14 protein-coding genes are annotated in these 16,968 nt (G+C 73.5%); 9 read left to right on the top strand and 5 right to left on the bottom strand.

The window, feature by feature from the left end:
• The first annotated feature begins 11 nt into the window (after window positions 1-11).
• From ACIQVI_RS14230 to ACIQVI_RS14220, 3 genes are all read left to right on the top strand, one after another.
• Window positions 12-671 (top strand): response regulator transcription factor, encoded by a 660-nt coding sequence (locus ACIQVI_RS14230; RefSeq protein ID WP_121830165.1) that lies wholly within the window; start codon window positions 12-14, stop codon window positions 669-671.
• Between the two features lie 264 nt (window positions 672-935).
• Window positions 936-2,873 carry a 2-oxoacid:acceptor oxidoreductase subunit alpha gene (locus ACIQVI_RS14225; protein WP_403596838.1) on the top strand — a complete coding sequence of 646 codons (1,938 nt, stop codon included), beginning with the start codon at window positions 936-938 and terminating at the stop codon, window positions 2,871-2,873.
• On the top strand, window positions 2,866-3,918 hold the full coding sequence (locus tag ACIQVI_RS14220; protein ID WP_403595246.1) for a 2-oxoacid:ferredoxin oxidoreductase subunit beta: 1,053 nt from the start codon (window positions 2,866-2,868) through the stop codon (window positions 3,916-3,918). The genes ACIQVI_RS14225 and ACIQVI_RS14220 overlap by 8 nt, the downstream gene beginning before the upstream one ends.
• A gap of 52 nt (window positions 3,919-3,970) precedes the next feature.
• On the opposite strand, the gene ACIQVI_RS14215 is transcribed toward ACIQVI_RS14220, so the two are convergent.
• The 4 genes from ACIQVI_RS14215 to ACIQVI_RS14200 all read right to left on the bottom strand — a co-directional run bounded on the left by ACIQVI_RS14215 (window position 3,971) and on the right by ACIQVI_RS14200 (window position 10,761).
• On the bottom strand, window positions 3,971-6,166 hold the full coding sequence (locus tag ACIQVI_RS14215; protein WP_403595243.1) for an ABC transporter substrate-binding protein: 2,196 nt from the start codon (window positions 6,164-6,166) through the stop codon (window positions 3,971-3,973).
• A 6-nt stretch (window positions 6,167-6,172) separates the two neighbouring features.
• Complete coding sequence (locus tag ACIQVI_RS14210) at window positions 6,173-8,314, bottom strand: bifunctional serine/threonine-protein kinase/ABC transporter substrate-binding protein (protein WP_403596835.1); 2,142 nt, start codon at window positions 8,312-8,314, stop codon at window positions 6,173-6,175.
• Between the two features lie 1,103 nt (window positions 8,315-9,417).
• Window positions 9,418-10,260 (bottom strand): hypothetical protein, encoded by an 843-nt coding sequence (locus tag ACIQVI_RS14205; RefSeq protein ID WP_403595240.1) that lies wholly within the window; start codon window positions 10,258-10,260, stop codon window positions 9,418-9,420.
• A gap of 84 nt (window positions 10,261-10,344) precedes the next feature.
• On the bottom strand, window positions 10,345-10,761 hold the full coding sequence (locus ACIQVI_RS14200) for a helix-turn-helix domain-containing protein (RefSeq protein WP_240450239.1): 417 nt from the start codon (window positions 10,759-10,761) through the stop codon (window positions 10,345-10,347).
• Between the two features lie 96 nt (window positions 10,762-10,857).
• On the opposite strand from ACIQVI_RS14200, the gene ACIQVI_RS14195 reads away from it, so the two are divergent.
• Window positions 10,858-11,727, top strand: coding sequence for an NmrA family NAD(P)-binding protein (locus tag ACIQVI_RS14195; protein ID WP_403595237.1), 870 nt, complete (start codon window positions 10,858-10,860; stop codon window positions 11,725-11,727).
• Window positions 11,728-11,838: 111 nt separating this feature from the next.
• The gene (rarD, locus tag ACIQVI_RS14190; protein ID WP_403595234.1) at window positions 11,839-12,825 is read left to right on the top strand and encodes an EamA family transporter RarD; all 987 of its coding nucleotides are present in this window, start codon (window positions 11,839-11,841) and stop codon (window positions 12,823-12,825) included.
• Between the two features lie 77 nt (window positions 12,826-12,902).
• On the opposite strand, the gene ACIQVI_RS14185 is transcribed toward rarD, so the two are convergent.
• A complete protein-coding gene (locus ACIQVI_RS14185) occupies window positions 12,903-14,300 on the bottom strand; it encodes an MFS transporter (protein WP_403595231.1) in 1,398 nt (465 codons plus the stop codon).
• Window positions 14,301-14,399: 99 nt separating this feature from the next.
• Between ACIQVI_RS14185 and ACIQVI_RS14180 the strand changes: the two genes are divergently transcribed.
• The 4 genes from ACIQVI_RS14180 to ACIQVI_RS14165 all read left to right on the top strand — a co-directional run bounded on the left by ACIQVI_RS14180 (window position 14,400) and on the right by ACIQVI_RS14165 (window position 16,958).
• Entirely contained in the window at window positions 14,400-14,864 is a 465-nt protein-coding gene (locus ACIQVI_RS14180) for a winged helix-turn-helix transcriptional regulator (RefSeq protein WP_403595228.1), read from the top strand.
• A gap of 41 nt (window positions 14,865-14,905) precedes the next feature.
• On the top strand, window positions 14,906-15,721 hold the full coding sequence (locus ACIQVI_RS14175; RefSeq protein WP_403595225.1) for a nucleotidyltransferase domain-containing protein: 816 nt from the start codon (window positions 14,906-14,908) through the stop codon (window positions 15,719-15,721).
• A gap of 100 nt (window positions 15,722-15,821) precedes the next feature.
• Entirely contained in the window at window positions 15,822-16,418 is a 597-nt protein-coding gene (locus tag ACIQVI_RS14170) for a DUF4291 domain-containing protein (protein WP_351972766.1), read from the top strand.
• A 72-nt stretch (window positions 16,419-16,490) separates the two neighbouring features.
• Window positions 16,491-16,958, top strand: coding sequence for a VOC family protein (locus ACIQVI_RS14165; RefSeq protein WP_351972767.1), 468 nt, complete (start codon window positions 16,491-16,493; stop codon window positions 16,956-16,958).
• The last annotated feature ends 10 nt before the right edge of the window (window positions 16,959-16,968 follow it).

The following is a 16,968-nucleotide window of genomic DNA, read 5'->3' as shown; positions in this document are numbered from 1 at the left end:
TGGCGGGACGGGTGCGGGTGGTCATCGCCGAGGATTCGGTACTGCTCAGGGAAGGGCTGACCCGGCTCCTGACCGACCTGGGGCACGAGGTCGTCGCCGGGGTCGGCGACGGCGAGGCGCTGGTGGAGACGGTGGGGAAGCTGGCGGCCGAGGGGGCGCTGCCGGACGTGGTGGTGGCGGACGTGCGGATGCCGCCGACGCACACCGACGAGGGGGTGCGGGCGGCGGTGCGGCTGCGCAAGGACCACCCGGGGCTCGGGGTCCTCGTCCTCTCGCAGTACGTGGAGGAGCAGTACGCCACCGAGCTCCTGGCCGGCTCCAGCCGGGGCGTCGGCTACCTCCTGAAGGACCGGGTCGCGGAGGTCCGCGAGTTCGTGGACGCGGTCGTCCGGGTCGCCGGGGGCGGCACGGCGCTGGACCCGGAGGTCGTGCAGCAGCTGCTCGGCCGGAGCCGCCAGCAGGACGTCCTGGCGAACCTGACCCCGCGCGAGCGGGAGGTCCTGGGCCTGATGGCGGAGGGGCGGACGAACTCGGCGATCGCGAAGGCGCTGGTCGTGAGCGACGGCGCGGTGGAGAAGCACATCAGCAACATCTTCCTGAAGCTGGGGCTCTCGCCGAGTGACGGCGATCACCGGCGGGTACTCGCCGTGCTGACCTACCTGAGGTCGTAAGACCCCGGGCCCGGGGCCCGGGGGGACTCAAGACCACAGAATGACCGGAACCAGACCTTCCGGAATACTTCGGGCGGCGACACGGCATGACGAACCCTGACAGAACGGATCTCAAAAAGCGGTCCATGATGCAAGAAGTCCAGGGAGACTCGACCCCGCCGTCGTAGGGTGGGCCACGGGACGGACGGTGATCGGCCGACCGCGCCCCGAGCTCCTCCCCGCCTCCGGCGGAGAGTCCCCTTGCCACGAGGGAGGTCCAGTTCAGTGACCAGCCAGGTCAGCAGCGAGGCCGGCGAGGCCCTGCTAGGGGAGCAGAGAGGCGCCCCGGCCACGCCCCAGGACGGCACCGTGAAGGAAGTGCGTCGGCTCGATCGGGTGATCATTCGTTTCGCGGGTGATTCGGGTGACGGGATGCAGTTGACGGGTGACCGGTTCACCTCGGAGACGGCGTCGTTCGGGAACGATCTGTCGACACTGCCGAACTTCCCGGCCGAGATCCGCGCTCCCGCCGGGACCCTGCCCGGCGTCTCCTCGTTCCAGCTGCACTTCGCCGACCACGACATCCTCACCCCCGGTGACGCGCCGAACGTGCTGGTCGCGATGAACCCCGCCGCCCTGAAGGCCAATCTGGCCGATGTGCCGCGGGGCGGGGAGATCATCGTCAACACGGACGAGTTCGCGAAGCGGGCGATGGCGAAGGTCGGCTATGCGGTCTCGCCGCTGGAGGACGGTTCGCTGGAGGGCTACCGGGTGCATCCGGTGCCGCTGACGACGCTGACGATCGAGGCGCTGAAGGACTTCGGGCTGTCCCGCAAGGAGGCCGAGCGGTCGAAGAACATGTTCGCGCTGGGTTTGCTGTCGTGGATGTATCACCGGCCGACCGAGGGCACGGAAGCGTTCCTGCGGGCGAAGTTCGCGAAGAAGCCGCGGATCGCGGAGGCGAACGTGGCCGCGTTCCGGGCCGGCTGGAACTTCGGCGAGACCACCGAGGACTTCGCCGTCTCCTACGAGATCGCCCCCGCCACCGCCGCCTTCCCGCCCGGCACCTACCGCAACATCTCCGGCAACCTGGCCCTGTCCTACGGGCTGGTCGCGGCGTCCCGGCAGGCCGACCTGCCGCTCTACCTCGGCTCGTATCCGATCACGCCGGCCTCCGACATCCTGCACGAGCTGTCGAAGCACAAGAACTTCGGCGTGCGGACCTTCCAGGCCGAGGACGAGATCGCCGGGATCGGCGCCGCGCTGGGGGCCGCGTTCGGCGGCTCCCTCGCCGTCACCACCACCTCCGGGCCGGGGGTGGCGCTCAAGTCGGAGACGATCGGTCTGGCGGTGTCGCTGGAGTTGCCGTTGCTGATCGTGGACATTCAGCGTGGTGGCCCCTCGACGGGGTTGCCGACGAAGACCGAGCAGGCCGATCTGCTGCAGGCGATGTACGGGCGCAACGGCGAGGCACCGGTGCCGGTGGTCGCGCCCCGGACCCCGGGGGACTGCTTCGACGCGGCCCTGGAAGCCGCCCGGATCGCCCTGACGTATCGCACCCCGGTCTTCCTCCTCTCCGACGGCTACCTGGCCAACGGCTCCGAGCCGTGGCGTATCCCGGACACCGGGGAGCTGCCGGACTTGCGGACCGCGTTCGCCACCGGCCCCAACCACGAACTGCCGGACGGTACGCAGGTGTTCTGGCCCTACAAGCGTGATCCGGAGACGCTGGCGCGGCCGTGGGCGGTGCCGGGGACGGCGGGGCTGGAGCACCGGATCGGCGGGATCGAGAAGCAGGACGGCACCGGGAACATCTCCTACGACCCGGCCAACCACGACTTCATGGTCCGCACCCGCCAGGCCAAGATCGACGGGATCGAGGTTCCTGATCTGGACGTCGATGATCCGGACGGCGCCCGCACCCTGGTCCTCGGCTGGGGTTCCACCTACGGGCCCATCACCGCCGCCGTGCGCCGCATCCGCCGCGAGGGCGGCCACATCGCCCAGGCGCATCTGCGCCACCTCAACCCGTTCCCGAAGAACCTCGGTGACGTACTGAAGAGCTACGACACGGTGGTGGTGCCGGAGATGAACCTCGGGCAGCTCGCCACCCTGCTGCGGGCGAAGTATCTGGTGGACGCGCGCAGTCATACCCAGGTCAACGGGATGCCGTTCAAGGCCGAACAGCTCGCCGCCGTCCTGAAGGAGGCCATCGATGCCTGAGCCACTTTTGAGCCTGGTCCCCCGGGCCGAGGCCGCCCAGAGCATGAAGGACTTCAAGTCCGACCAGGAAGTGCGCTGGTGCCCGGGCTGCGGCGACTACGCCGTCCTGGCCGCCGTCCAGGGCTTCATGCCCGAACTCGGCCTGGCCAGGGAGAACATCGTCTTCGTCTCCGGCATCGGCTGCTCCTCCCGCTTCCCCTACTACATGAACACCTACGGGATGCACTCCATCCACGGCCGCGCCCCCGCCATCGCCACCGGCCTGGCCACCTCGCGCCGTGACCTGTCGGTCTGGGTCGTCACCGGCGACGGCGACGCCCTGTCCATCGGCGGCAACCACCTCATCCACGCCCTGCGCCGCAACGTCAACCTCACCATCCTGCTCTTCAACAACCGCATCTACGGCCTCACCAAAGGCCAGTACTCCCCCACCTCGGAGACCGGGAAGATCACCAAATCCACCCCGATGGGCTCCCTGGACGCCCCGTTCAACCCGGTCTCCCTCGCACTGGGCGCCGAAGCCTCCTTCGTGGCCCGCACCATCGACTCCGACCGCAAACACCTCACCGACGTCCTGCGCCGGGCCGCCGACCACAACGGCACCGCACTGGTGGAGATCTACCAGAACTGCAACATCTTCAACGACGGCGCCTTCGACACCCTCAAAGACAAAGACCAGGCCCAAGAGGCGGTCATCCGCCTCGAACACGGACAGCCGATCCGCTTCGGCACCGACCACACCAGAGGCGTCGTGCGCAACCCGGCCACCGGCGACCTCGACGTCGTGGACGTCACCCCCGAGAACGAGGGCGACATCCTCATCCACGACGCCCACGCCACCACCCCCACCACCGCCTTCGCCCTCTCCCGCCTCGCCGACCCCGACACCCTCCACCGCACCCCCATCGGCGTCTTCCGGTCGGTGGACCGGCCCGTCTACGACACCCTCATGGCCGAACAACTCGACACCGCCGTCGAACAACACGGCAAGGGCGACCTCACCCACCTCCTCACCGGCAACGACACCTGGACCGTCACCGACTGACCAGGCGATGGCGTGACGGCGGGGGCGGGTCCGAAGGGATCCGCCCCCGCCGTCACGACTCCTTCGTCCTCTTCGCTTCCTTCACCGCCGCGTCCGCGAACTCCCCCAGGAAGTGCGGCTTCCCGTCCCTCACCTGCCAGAGGAAGAGCCCGACGAGGCTGGCGGCGCTGCTCTCCTTGCCCGCCGACGAGTACGTCTTGGCGAGGCCCCGGTACGGGGTCTGCCGCAGGCTGTTCGACACCCCGGACGCCACCGACTCGGAGTGGTTGCCGACCGTCGTGCCCAGCGCCTGGAGCGTCCAGTTGACGGCGTCGTACGCCTCCGTGGCGTACGGCTCGACGGGGGTGGCGGCGGGCAGTCCCCAGCGCTTCCGGTAGGCGGCGGTGAAGTCCTTCGCGCCCGGGAGGCCGTCCGGGTCGACGTGGCTCGTGCCGAAGTACCAGCCCTCGGCCGCCGGGCCCGCGAGGTCGAGGAACTCCTCCTGGAAGGGCTCCTCGACACTGCCCCGGGGCCCCCGGAAGCCCTGGTCGCGGAGGGCCTTCGCGCAGAGCGCGGCCCGGCGCGGCGAGGTCCCCACGTACATCACGGCCTGCGGGTCCGTCGCGAGGGCGGCCCGGACGGCGGAGGCGAAGTCCTCGCTGTCCGCCTCCACCGGGTGGGAGGTCGCCACCCCGCCCTGGGCCTGCGAGGGCGGGGTGGCCTTCACGCTCTTGACCGCGAACCAGGTGGCCCGGCCGCCGTCGCGGTCCTCCACGAGGGCGGTCCTGACGACCTCCCGCTCGGAGAGGTAGCGCGCGAACGGCACGATCATCGAGTCCGGGGAGGGGCGGGGTTCGAAGTAGGTGCGTTTGGTGGTCTGGCCCTCCACCGTGTTCCCGGTCGGGACGGCGGCGAGGACGCTCACCAGGGGGACGGAGTGGTCGACGAGTTCGGCGGCGGCGGCGAGGACGCTCGCGGAGGTCGTCGGGCCGACAACGCCGACGAGCTTCTCGTCCTTCAGCAGGGTGCGGGCCGCGGTCGTGGCGCGCGGCCCCTGTCCGCCGTCGTCCACGACCCGCAGGGTCACGTCGAAGGGCCGGTCCCGGCGGGCGTTGAAGGTCTCCACGGCCAGCCGGGCGCCGCGTTCCTGCGCCCGTCCGGCCGCCTTGGTGGGGCCGCTCAGGTCGGTGAGGACGCCGAGCGTGTACGCGGGGAGGGCGGCGCCCGTCCCCGTGCCCTTCCCGGCGGGGCCCCGGCCGAGGAGCCACGCGGTCAGGCCGCCCGCTCCGACGACGGCCGCCGCCGATCCGGCCGCCAGGACGCGGCGGCGCGAGACCACCTCGCGGGCTTCGGGGGGCGCGAGCAGGGTCGGTTCGGGGACCGGCAGGTCGAGGACGCGTGAGGAGCGCCGGGCGATGAGCGCGGGCAGGCCGGGCGGCAGCCAGTCCCCCGCCGGGCCCCCGGCCTCCCCGAGGGCGGCCCGCACCCGCGCGGCCGTGGGGCGGGCCGCCGGGTCCTTGGCCAGGCAGGCCGCGACCAGGGGCAGGATCGTGTCCGGGACCTCGCGGAGGTCCGGTTCCTCGTGGACGGTGCGGTAGACGACGGCGGCCACCGCGCCCGTACCGAAGGGGCGTTCGCCGGTCAGGGCGTACGCGAGGACGCAGCCGAGCGAGAAGACGTCGGCGGCCGGGCCGACCTCGTCCGCGGCGCCGACCCGGGCCTGTTCGGGGGCGAGGAAGCCGGGGGTGCCGATCATCGCGTCCGTGGCGGTCAGGGCGGTGGCCCCGGCGGCGCGGGCGATGCCGAAGTCGATGAGGCGGGGGCCGTCGAGGGCGAGCAGGACGTTGCCCGGTTTGACGTCCCGGTGGACGAGTCCCGCCGCGTGCACGTCGGCGAGGGCGGCGGCGAGCCGGGCGCCCAGGGCCCGTACGGTCGGTTCGGGCAGGGCGCCGTGCAGTCCGACGGCCTCGGCGAGCGAGGGGCCGGGGACGAACTCGGTGGCCAGCCAGGGTTCCCGGGCCTCCGGGTCGGCGCCGAGGACGCGGACGACCCAGTGGCCGGTGATCCTTCCGGCGATCCGGGTCTCGCGGCGGAACCGCTCCCGGAAGCCGGGGTCGGCGGCGTGCTCGGCGCGGATGAGTTTGAGCGCGGCGAGCGTCCCGCCGGGGGTGCGGGCGAGGTAGACCACGCCCATGCCGCCGGCGCCGAGGCGGCCGAGGAGCCGGTGGCCGGCGATCGAGGAGGGGTCGGCCTTGCGGAGCGGCTGCACGGGCGGTCAGGCCTTCCCCTTGTTGGCGGGAACGGCGGGGGCGGTGCCGATCGCCTTGTACGCGCCGTCCTGCACGCCGTACACGAACGTGCCGACGCCGGTGAGGTCGCCGTACTGGTCGAAGGAGTAACCGCCCATGACGCCGGTGTACTTCTTCGCCCGGAGCTGTGCCCAGAGGCCCTTGCGGGCCGGGGCCCCGCCGGCCTTCGCGTTCTTGGTCAGCTGTTCCAGGACCATGTTCACGACGTCGTACGACTCGCCCGTGTAGTACGCGGGCGGGGCGCCGTAGCGCTTGCGGTACGCGGCGGTGAACCCGGCGGCCTCCTTGCGGGTGGCGGGGTCGAGGACGGGGGCGCCGAAGAACCAGTTCTCGGAGGCGGGTCCGGCCTCCTTGAGGAAGGCGGGGCCGAAGGCGTGCTGGCCGCCGAAGCGGGGGCCGGTGAAGCCGAGGTCGGCGAGGGCGCGGGCGGCGAGGACGGCGGTCTCGCGGACCCCGCAGTGGACGTAGGCGTCCATGCCGGCGTCGATCATCTCGCCGAGGATCCGGCGGTAGTCCCGCGCGCGGGCGGGGACGACCCGGTAGTGCGGGGTGATCCTGGCCTGTCCGAAGCCGAACTGGACGCCGCGCACGAGGAGCCAGCTGTACTGGTCGTCCGTGCGCTCCTGGAGGACGCCGGGCTTCTTGATGGTGGGCAGGAGGGTGACGGCGAAGGCGAGGTGCGCGCCGCCCATGGGGTGGTTGGGGATGGCCCGGAGGACCGTGACGTTGGGCGGGCTCTGCTTGTCCCGCAGGGTGAAGAGGTTGAATCCGGCGGAGGTGGTGAGCAGCGGGAGGCCGGCCTCCTCGAAGGCGGGGAGCGCGGCCTGTCCGGTGTCGTCGGAGGTGGGGCCGAGGACGGCGAGGACGCCGGGGTCGGTGGTGAGCCCGCGGGCCGCTTCCAGGGCGGTGGTGCGGTCGCCCCGGTCGTCGGAGACCTTGAGTTCGAGGGTGAACGGCTTGTCCCGGCGGGCGTTGAACTGCTCGACGGCGAGGCGGGCGCCGCGCTCCTGGGCCCGTCCGATCTCCTTGGCGGGGCCGGAGAGGTCGGCGAGGACGCCGATCTTCCAGGAGGTGCGGGGCGGGGGGTTCTTGCCGTCGCCCCTCCCGTCGTCGTTCCTGAGCGCCGACCAGGCGGCGACGGAGCCGCCGCCGACGGCGAGGGCGGCGGCGCCGGAGGCGAGGAGCAGGAAGCCGCGTCTGCTGCGCTTCGGCGGCTCCGCCGGGCCGGTGCCGGCCGTGGTGGCGTCGATCTCGGGCAGGGCGAGCATCCGGGCGGAGCGTTCGGCGATGGTCCGGACGACGGGGGCGGGCAGCCATGCGGAGGTGTCGCCGGGGTCGTCCTCGACGAGCCGTACGCCGATCTCCGCGGCGGCCGGGCGGGCGGCGGGGTCCTTGGCGAGGCAGGCCCGGACGAGGTCGAGCAGTCCTCCGGGCACGCCGGTGAGGTCGGGTTCGTCGTGGACGGTCCGGTACAGGAGGGCGTCCGGGGTGCCGGTGCCGAAGGGCGGGCGGCCGGTCGCCGCGTAGGCGAGGAGGCAGCCGAGGGCGAAGACGTCGGTGGCGGGGCCGATGGCGTCGGCGCGGGCCTCGGCCTGCTCGGGGGCGAGGAAGCCGGGGGTGCCGACGACCATGTCGGTGGCGGTGAGGGCGGTCTCGCCGGTGGCGCGGGCGATGCCGAAGTCGATGAGGCGGGGGCCGTCAACGGCGAGGAGGACGTTGCCCGGCTTGACGTCCCGGTGGACGAGCCCGGCCGCGTGCACGGCGGCGAGGGCGCGGGCGAGGGACCAGCCGAGGAGCCGGACGCTCCGCTCGGGCAGCGCGCCGTGCGCGGTGACGGCCTCGCCGAGGGACGGCCCGGCGACGAAGGCGGTGGCCATCCAGGGCTCGGGGGCGTCCGGGTCGGCGCCGATGACCGGGACGGCCCAGGGGCTGGAGACCCGGCGTGCGGCCTCGACCTCACGCCTGAACCGGGCCCGGAAGTCGGGCTGGTCCGCCTGGTCGGCATGGGTGACCTTGACGGCGGCGAGCTCGCCGTTGACGGTACGGCCCAGATAGACGACCCCCATCCCCCCGGCCCCGAGCCGCCCGAGCAGCCGATAACCGGCGATGTGGGAGGGGTCGGAGGGGAGGAGGGGTTGCGGGTCACCGGGGTGGGGGCGGGAGGGGGGCCCTGTGGGGGGCGGGTTCCCTGCGGGGTTCCCTGCCGGGAGCGGGTTCCCTGCCGGGGGCTGGGTCGGAAGCGGGGGCGGGTTCCCTGCCGGGGGCTGTTGGGGCGGGGGCTGGTTCCCTACGGGGTTCCCGGCGGGGTTCCCGGCCTGGGGCGGATTCCCACCCGGGGGCTGCTGGGGCGGGGACGGGTTCCCTACGGGAGGCTGAAGCGGGAACGAGGGCGCGGACAGCGGGCGTTGGGGCGGGCGCGGGGCCCCGACCGGGGGCTGGTCCGGTTGCGGGGGCTGGTTCCCCTGGTGCCCGGCTCCGGGCGGGGTCGGCTGCCCGGCGTCGGGCCGGGGCCCGCTCGGGGCCTGGTGACCGGCGTCGGGCTGGAGCCCACCCTGGGACTGGTGACCGGCGTCGGGCCGGTGCCCGCCCTGGGACTGGTCATCGGCGTCAGGCCGACGGCCGTCCTGGACCTGAGAGCCCTCGTCGGGCCGGAGCCCGCCCTGGGCCCGATGGCCCGCGTCGGGCCGCGCCCCTCCCCGGGGCCGGCGTCCGGCGCCGGACCCGGCCGGGGGAATCGGCAGCGGGCCGACCCGGGGGTCGCGCGGAGGCCGGGCCCCGGCCTCCGGCTCGTGACCGCCCTCGGACCCGGAGCCGCCCTGCGGCTCCCGGGCCGACTCCGACGCCCGGCCGTCCTCCGGCCCATGGCTGTTCCCCGGCTCCCGACCGTCCCGGTCGTCCCGGTCGTCCCCGGACCCCCGCGCGTCCTCCGGACCACGACCGCTCCCCAGCTCCCGGGCGTCATCCACTTCCTGGACGTCCCCCGGCTCCGGGGCGTCCCCGGGCCTCTGGGCGTACCCAGGGCTCTGGGCGCCCTCCGGCCCGTGGCCGCTCTCCGGCCCCCGGCCGTTCCCCGGCCGCTGGGCATCCCCGGACCCCCGCGCGTCCTCCGGACCACGACCGCTCCCCGGCCCCCGGCCGTCCTCCGGCCCGTGACCGTTCCCCGGCTCCCGACCGTCTCGGTCGTCCCGGCCGTCCCATCCATTCGAAGAGCTCATGACTGGACCTCCAGCTCGTCCTTGACGCGTTCGAGCATGGTGACGAGGGCCTGGACCTGGGCGGTGACGGTGCCGGCCGTGGTGGGGGTGGTCTGTTCGCTGTAGCCGGGGGCGCCCTTGACGACGGTGGCGACGGTGACCTGGCCGATCCTCGACTGGTACCAGCCGTAGAACTGCTTTCCGGGGAACGCGTCGTTGAAGTAGGCGCCGCGCTCGCCGAGCGAGTCCGCGGCGGTGTAGTTGCCGCCGAGGCCGAAGGGGTTGCCGAGGGAGATGAGCCCCTCGATGCGTTCGCCGTCGCGCAGGCGCTGGTCCGGGCAGCGGAGCGCCTCCTCCAGGGTCCCGGCCATCTCCCAGTCGGCGTCGTCCTCGGTGCGGTGGACGGTGACGGTGGCGGCGACCCGGAGGGTCCCCCGGCCGTCGGTGGCGGGGACCTCGCTGTAGGCGGTGACGCTGTGCAGGACGGTGGCGGGCCGGGTGCCGGTCTCCCAGGAGCAGCCGTCCCCGAGCACGGGCCAGTAGTCGGGGTCGCTGAGGTGCGGGGTGCGCTTCACGTAGTCCGGGCCCCAGGCGTCGGGCCCCGCGACGACGGCGAGCGCGAGCCGCCGGGCGTCGGCGGCGTTCTTCGGCGCCCGCTTCGGGTCGGGGGTGAAGTCGAGCGCGGTCGGGGTGGGGGTGGGCGTGGGGGCCGGGGCCGTACCGCCGGGGGCCGGCGCCCCGCTCGTACTCGCCCCGCCGGCGGGTTTCGCGTCGTCGCCGTCGGCGCACCCGGTCGCGATCAGCCCGCCCACCAGCACGGCGCAGCAGGCGCGCAGCAGTCTTCGGTCTCCGTACGCCACAGTTCCCCCACGGTCCCTACACGGATTGCCCGAACGGCGATCAGATCGTACGACCTGACGGGGCGGCACACCGTGGCTGAAGCCTCATTGGGACAAAGCGGTGGCACTCTCGCGACGCGCCTCGTCGTACCGCTCGCGGGCCTCCTGGACGGCGGTCACCTGCCGCTCGCTCCAGTGGGCGAGCTCCCAGACCTGGCGGGCGGCCTCGGTGCCGAGCGGGGTGAGGGCGTAGTCGACGCGGGGCGGGATGACGGGCTTGGCGTCGCGGTGGACGAAGCCGTCGCGCTCCAGGGTCCGCAGGGTCTGGGCGAGCATCTTCTCGCTGACGTTCCCGATGCGGCGGCGCAGCTCGCTGAAGCGGTAGGGCCGCTCCAGGAGCGACGCGAGGACGAGCACGCCCCAGCGGCTGGTGACGTGCTCCAGGACCGCCCGCGAGGGGCACATCGGCTCGAACACGTCGGGCAGCGGGGCCATCGCGTTCACCTCTTCACTTACCTCCATGCCAGTACCTTACTTCAAAGTGGGCACTTCCGAAAAGTTAGTGCCGGTCCTACGGTGAGTACACCGTCCACCGCACCCCACGCAGAAGGAACCCCCATGAGCATCGTCGTCACCGGAGCCACCGGCCAGCTCGGCCGCCTCGTCGTCGACGCCCTCCTCGGCACCGCCCCCGCCGAGCGGATCGTCGCCGTCGTCCGGAACAAGGAGAAGGCGGCGGACCTGGCCGAGCGCGGCGTCGAGCTGCGGATCGCCGACTACGGCCGCCCCGAGACCCTCGCGGACGCCTTCGAGGCCGGCGACCGGGTGCTCCTGATCTCCGGCAGCGAGGTCGGGCAGCGGGTCGCCCAGCACGCCGCCGTGATCGACGCGGCGAAGGCGGCGGGCGTGACCCAGCTCGCGTACACCGGTGTCCTCGGCGGCGACGACGCCGACTTCGAGCTGGCCGCCGAGCACAAGGAGACCGAGCGGCTGATCCTCGCCTCCGGCCTGCCGTACACCTTCCTCCGCAACGGCTGGTACAGCGAGAACTACACCGCCAACCTCGCCCCCGTCCTCGCCCACGGCGCCGTCGTCTCCAACGCGGGCGAGGGCCGGATCGCCTCCGCCTCCCGCGCCGACTACGCCGCCGCCGCGGCCGCCGTCCTGACCGGCCCGGCCGGGGAGCACCTGAACGAGGTCTACGAGCTGAGCGGCGACACCGCCTGGTCCTTCGCCGAGTACGCGGCCGAGGTCGCCGCCCGGTCCGGCCGCGAGGTGACGTACACCCCCGTCTCCGCCGAGGCGCACCTGGAGATCCTCACCGGCGCCGGGCTCCCGCGCCCCTTCGCCGAGATCCTGGTCGACGTCGACCGGGCCGCCGAGCACGGCGCGCTCGCCCTGCGGACCGGCGACCTGACCCGGCTGATCGGCCGCCCGACCACCCCGGTCGGCGTCTCGATCCAGGAGGCCCTGGACGCCTCCCGCTGACCGCCCGGCCGTCATGACCGTATAGCGGTACGGGCATGACAACCCGCCCCGTGCGGCGCTACCGTCGTCCCAGCGGCCGACAGGACGGCGCGGCACAGGGCGGGAGGTCCGGTGAAGACGGAGAACGAGGGGCGAGCAGGCCTGCTCTACGGGATCGGCGCCTACGGCATGTGGGGCCTCGTCCCCCTCTTCTGGCCGCTCCTCAAGCCCGCCGGGGCGATCGAGATCCTCGCCCACCGGATGGTGTGGTCCCTGGCCTTCGTGGGGCTCGCCCTGCTCGTCCTGCGCCGCTGGGGCTGGATGCGGGAGCTGGCGCGCAGCCCGCGCAAGCTCGGCCTGATCACCCTCGCCGCCACCGTCATCACCGTGAACTGGGGCCTCTACATCTGGTCCGTGAACACGGGCCACGTCGTCGAGGCCTCCCTCGGCTACTTCATCAACCCGCTCGTCACCATCGCCCTCGGCGTCCTCGTCCTCCAGGAGCGGCTGCGCCCGGCGCAGTGGGCGGCGGTCGGGATCGGCTTCGCGGCCGTGCTCGTCCTCGCGATCGGGTACGGGCAGCCGCCGTGGATCTCGCTCGTCCTCGCCTTCTCCTTCGCGCTCTACGGCCTGGTGAAGAAGAAGGTCAACATCGGGGGCCTGGAGTCGCTGGCCGCCGAGACCGCCGTCCAGTTCCTGCCCGCCCTCGCGTACCTCGTCTGGCTCGGCGGGCAGGGCACCCTGGCGTTCGGCGCGCACGGCGCCGGCCACACCGCGCTGCTCGCCGCCACCGGTCTGGTCACGGCGGTCCCGCTGGTCTGCTTCGGCGCGGCGGCGATCCGCGTCCCGCTGTCGACGCTCGGCCTCCTCCAGTACCTCGCGCCGACCTTCCAGTTCCTCCTCGGCGTCCTCTACTTCCGCGAGGCGATGCCGCCGGAGCGGTGGGCGGGCTTCTCCCTCGTCTGGCTGGCCCTGACGATCCTCACCTGGGACGCGCTGCGCACGAACCGGCGCAGCCGGGCGGCGATCGCGGCGGCGACGGCGGCGGGAGCGGCCGAATCGGCGGGCCCGGCCGGGGACGCCGGTCCCGTCGAGGCCTCACCCGCGACCGGACGCTGACGGACACCGGTCTCCGGCAGTCGCGCGCCCCGGCCCCCGGAGGAGGACTCCGGGGGCCGGGGCGCGTTCCGGGACGTTCAGACCACGGCGTCGGCCGGGGCCTTCGGGGCCGGTGCGGCTCCGGGGGTACGGGGGCGCCGCACCCCCGTGGCGGCGATCACCGTCCCGAGCCCGATCATCGCCAGCGGGACGAGGAGCGCCGCCCGGAAGCCGTCGAGGCCGCCGCCGGAGAGCCCGTACACCGCCGTCACCGCCGAGATGCCGACGGCCGAGCCGAACTGGGTGGCGGTCGTGAGCAGCCCGCTCGCGAGCCCCTGCTCCTCCTCCGCGATCCCCTCCGTGCCCGCGATGGTGAGCGGCCCGTAGGCGAGGGCGAAGGCGAGGCCGGTGAGCAGCAGCGTCGGGAACATCGCGGCGTACGACCAGTCCGGGCCGACCGGCAGGAACAGCGCGTACGAGACGACGGCGAGGACGAAGCCGCCGAGGATCACCCGGGCGTTGCCGAAGCGGGCCACCAGGCGCGGGGTGAGGGTCGGGGCGAGGATCGCGTCGCAGCCCATGACGACCAGGGCGAGCGCGGTCTCCAGGGACGACCAGCCGCGCAGCTCCTGAAGGTAGAGGGTGGCGACGAACTGGAAGCCGAAGAAAGAGCCGACGAAGAGCAGGGCGCCCAGGTCGGCGCGGAGGACCGAGGCCTCGCGGAGGATGCCGAGGCGGACGAGGGGCACGGCGGCCCGGCGTTCGACGGCGACGAAGACCCCGGCGAGGACGAGTCCGGCGGCGAGCGCGGCGGCCGTGAGCGTCCAGCCGTCGAAGCCGTGCTCCAGGCGGACGACGCCGTACGCGAGGAGGAGCATCGCACCGGCGGCGGCGAGCGCCCCGGCGAGGTCGAAGCCGCCCCGTGCGCGGGCCGGGCGCGGCTCCTTCGGGATCAGCCGGAAGGCGGCGGCGAGGACGGCGGCGGCCAGCAGGACGGGGGCGAAGAAGACCCACCGCCAGCCGAGCTGGGTGAGCAGCCCGCCGATGACCAGGCCGAGCGAGAAGCCTCCGGCGGCGGTGCCCGCGAAGACGAGCAGGGCCTGGTTGCGCTGGGGCCCCTCCTCGTACGAGGTGGTGATGATGGACAGGGCGGCCGGGGTCATGAAGGCGGCGGCGACGCCGGTCACGAAACGGGCCAGGATCAGGGTCCAGCCCTGGTCGGCGAGGCCGCCGAGGCCGGAGAAGAGCAGGAAGACGGTGAGCCAGCCGAGGAACATCCGGCGCCGTCCGAGCAGGTCGGCGGCTCTGCCGCCGAGGAGGGTGAAGCCGGCGTAGCCGAGGACATAGGCGGACATCACCCAGGCGGCGGTGCCGGTGGTGAGGCCGAGGTCGGCGCGGATGGTGGGCACGGCGACGGCGAGCATGGCGACGTCGATGCCTTCGAGGAAGATCGTCCCGCAGAGGACGAGGAGCAGGCTCCAGGCGCGGAAGGACACAACTGTCTCCAGGGCAGGATGGGTTGGGGTGGACGGTTACGTTCGGGAGGGCCGGTTCCCTCTTGTAACCACCTGCATCCTGCGGGAGCATCGGGTGCCATGGAAGAAGGCACTTCGAAGTCACCGAGTCACTGCGAGGGAACCTACGGGCCCGAGGGGGACACCGACCCCTTCCAGTGGGACACCCGCGAGGACTGCGAGGTCCGGCAGATCCTCGACCGGGTCGCGGACAAGTGGTCCCTGCTCGTCATCGCCCTCCTCGACCGCCGCGTGCTGCGCTTCACGGAGCTGAAGCGCGAGATCGACGGCGTCAGCCAGCGCATGTTGACCGTCACCCTGCGCCAGCTGGAGCGCGACGGCCTGGTGAAGCGCACGGTCCACCCGGTGGTCCCGCCCCGCGTCGAGTACGAACTGACCCCGCTGGGAGGCACGTTGCACACCACGATCCGCTCCCTGGTGACCTGGACCGAGCAGCACCAGAACGAGATCGCGGCGGCGCGGGAGGAGTACGACGCGAAGGAGGCCCTGCTGGAGGGCGCCGTGACGGCGGGGGCGCCCCGGTAATCGGATGGCGGGCGGCGGGCGGCTTGCGCAGACTGGGCCGGATGGAACGACTGCTGGAGATCGCGCACCGCCTGGCCGGGGTCGAGGGGGTCGTCGGCGTGTGCCTGGGCGGCAGCCGGGCGCGGGGGACGCACGCCCCGGACTCCGACCACGACCTCGGCCTCTACTACCGGCCGCCGCTGGACACCGCCACCCTGCGCCTGCTGGCGGCCGAGCTGACCGGCGGCCCGGTGGAGGTGACCGAGCCGGGCGGCTGGGGGCCGTGGGTGGACGGCGGTGCCTGGCTGGTCGTCGACGGTCACCGGGTGGACTGGATCTACCGCGACCTGGACCGGGTGCGCCACGTCCGGGAGGAGTGCGCGGAGGGACGCTTCGAGGTCGGCACCCAGGCCGGCCACCCCCTGGGCGTCTACTCCCCCTCGTACGTAGGCGAGTTGGCGCTCGGCCGCGTCCTGGCCGACCCGACCGGCGAGCTCCGGGAGGTCCGGGAGGAGGCCCGGGTCTACCCGGACGCGCTGCGGAAGGCGCTCGTCGAGAACGCGCGCTGGGAGGCGCCGTTCATCCTGGCCTGCGCCCGGAAGGGAGCGGTCCGCGGGGACGCCTTCTACGTGGCGGGCTGCCTCTTCCGCGCGGTCGGCCTCCTCGTGCAGGCCCTGCACGCGCGGGAGGGCAGCTGGGTCCTGAACGAGAAGGGCGCGGTGCGGGAGGCGGGCGAACTGCCCTCCGCCCCGCCGGACTTCGCCGCCCGCGCGCAGGCCCTCCTCTCCGCCCTCGGCACGGACCCGGCCGCGCTGGCGGCGACCCTGGACGCGGCGGACGCGCTGACCGCCGAGGTGTGCGGGGCGCTGGGCCGCTGAGGCGCGCGGCGCGCCTGTGGAGCCGTCCGTGGAGGCGTCCGTGGAGGCGTCCGGAAATAACCGGTAGTGGCGCGGCGGGCGTTCCCCCACCCTGGAGCGCATGGAAGAACCGAAGTACCGGATCCGCGCGCTCCACACGGACCGCACGATCACCGTCTACCAGGCGTACCGGCCCGGGATCGGGCTGCCGGCGGCGCGGGAGGGCCGGTTTCCGGCCGTCTGGAAGCGGGAGCGGATGACCTGGATCAAGCCGTCGTTCCTGTGGATGATGTACCGCTCGGGCTGGGGCACCAAGGAGGGCCAGGAGACCGTCCTCGCCGTGGAGATCACCCGCGAGGGCTTCGAATGGGCCCTGCGGAACGCCTGCCTCTCCCACTACGCGCACGGGTTCCACCCCGACCGGGACGCGTGGAAGCGCGAGCTGGGGCGGTCCCCGGCCCGGGTCCAGTGGGACCCGGAGCGCGACCCGCGCCTGAACCCCCTCCCGTACCGCTCGCTCCAGCTCGGCCTGGCGGGCGAGGCGTCCCGCCGGTACGCGGACGAGTGGACGGTGTCGATCACCGACGTGACCCCGCTGGCCCACCGCGTCCACGACCTGGTCCGGTCCGGCGACCTGGACGGCGCCCGGGCGCTGCTCCCCCGGGAGGAGCCGTATCCGGAGCAGGAGGGGCTCCTGGACCGCGTACGGGTGGGCTAGGAACCGCCCGATCTAGTGCAGAAGGGTCGTTCCGGTGGCATACGGAGCGACGGAGCGGTTACAACCGGTTCCATGAAACCCCTTCACTGGAAGCTCGTCGTCGACGCCGCCGACCCCCACGCGCAGGCAGCCTTCTGGGCCGCCGCCCTGCACTACCGGGAGGAGGACCACAGCGCGCTCGTGCGGCGGCTCCTCGGGATGGGGGCCGTGCCCGACGCGGCGACGACCGCCGTGCACGAGGGCACGGAGGACGAGCGGCTCGGCTGGCGCGACCTCGCCGCCGTGCGGCACCCGGACGAGCCGTACGACGAGGACACCGACGCGGGCCTGGGCCACCGGATCCTCTTCCAGCGCGTCCCGGAGGCGAAGACCGTCAAGAACCGCATCCACCTCGACGTCCACGCGGAGGAGGGCGCCCGGGACAAGGAGGTCGCCCGGCTGACCGACCTCGGCGCGACGGTCCTGCGCGAGGTGGACGAGCCGTCGGGGTCGTGGGTGGTCATGGCGGACCCCGAGCGGAACGAGTTCTGCGTGCAGTAGCGCGGGCGGG

The organism is Streptomyces sp. NPDC098101, from assembly GCF_044760185.1.
Classification (GTDB): Bacteria; Actinomycetota; Actinomycetes; order Streptomycetales; family Streptomycetaceae; genus Streptomyces.
Note: the sequence above shows the minus strand (reverse complement) of the source record. Positions and strands in the feature narration are given on the sequence as shown.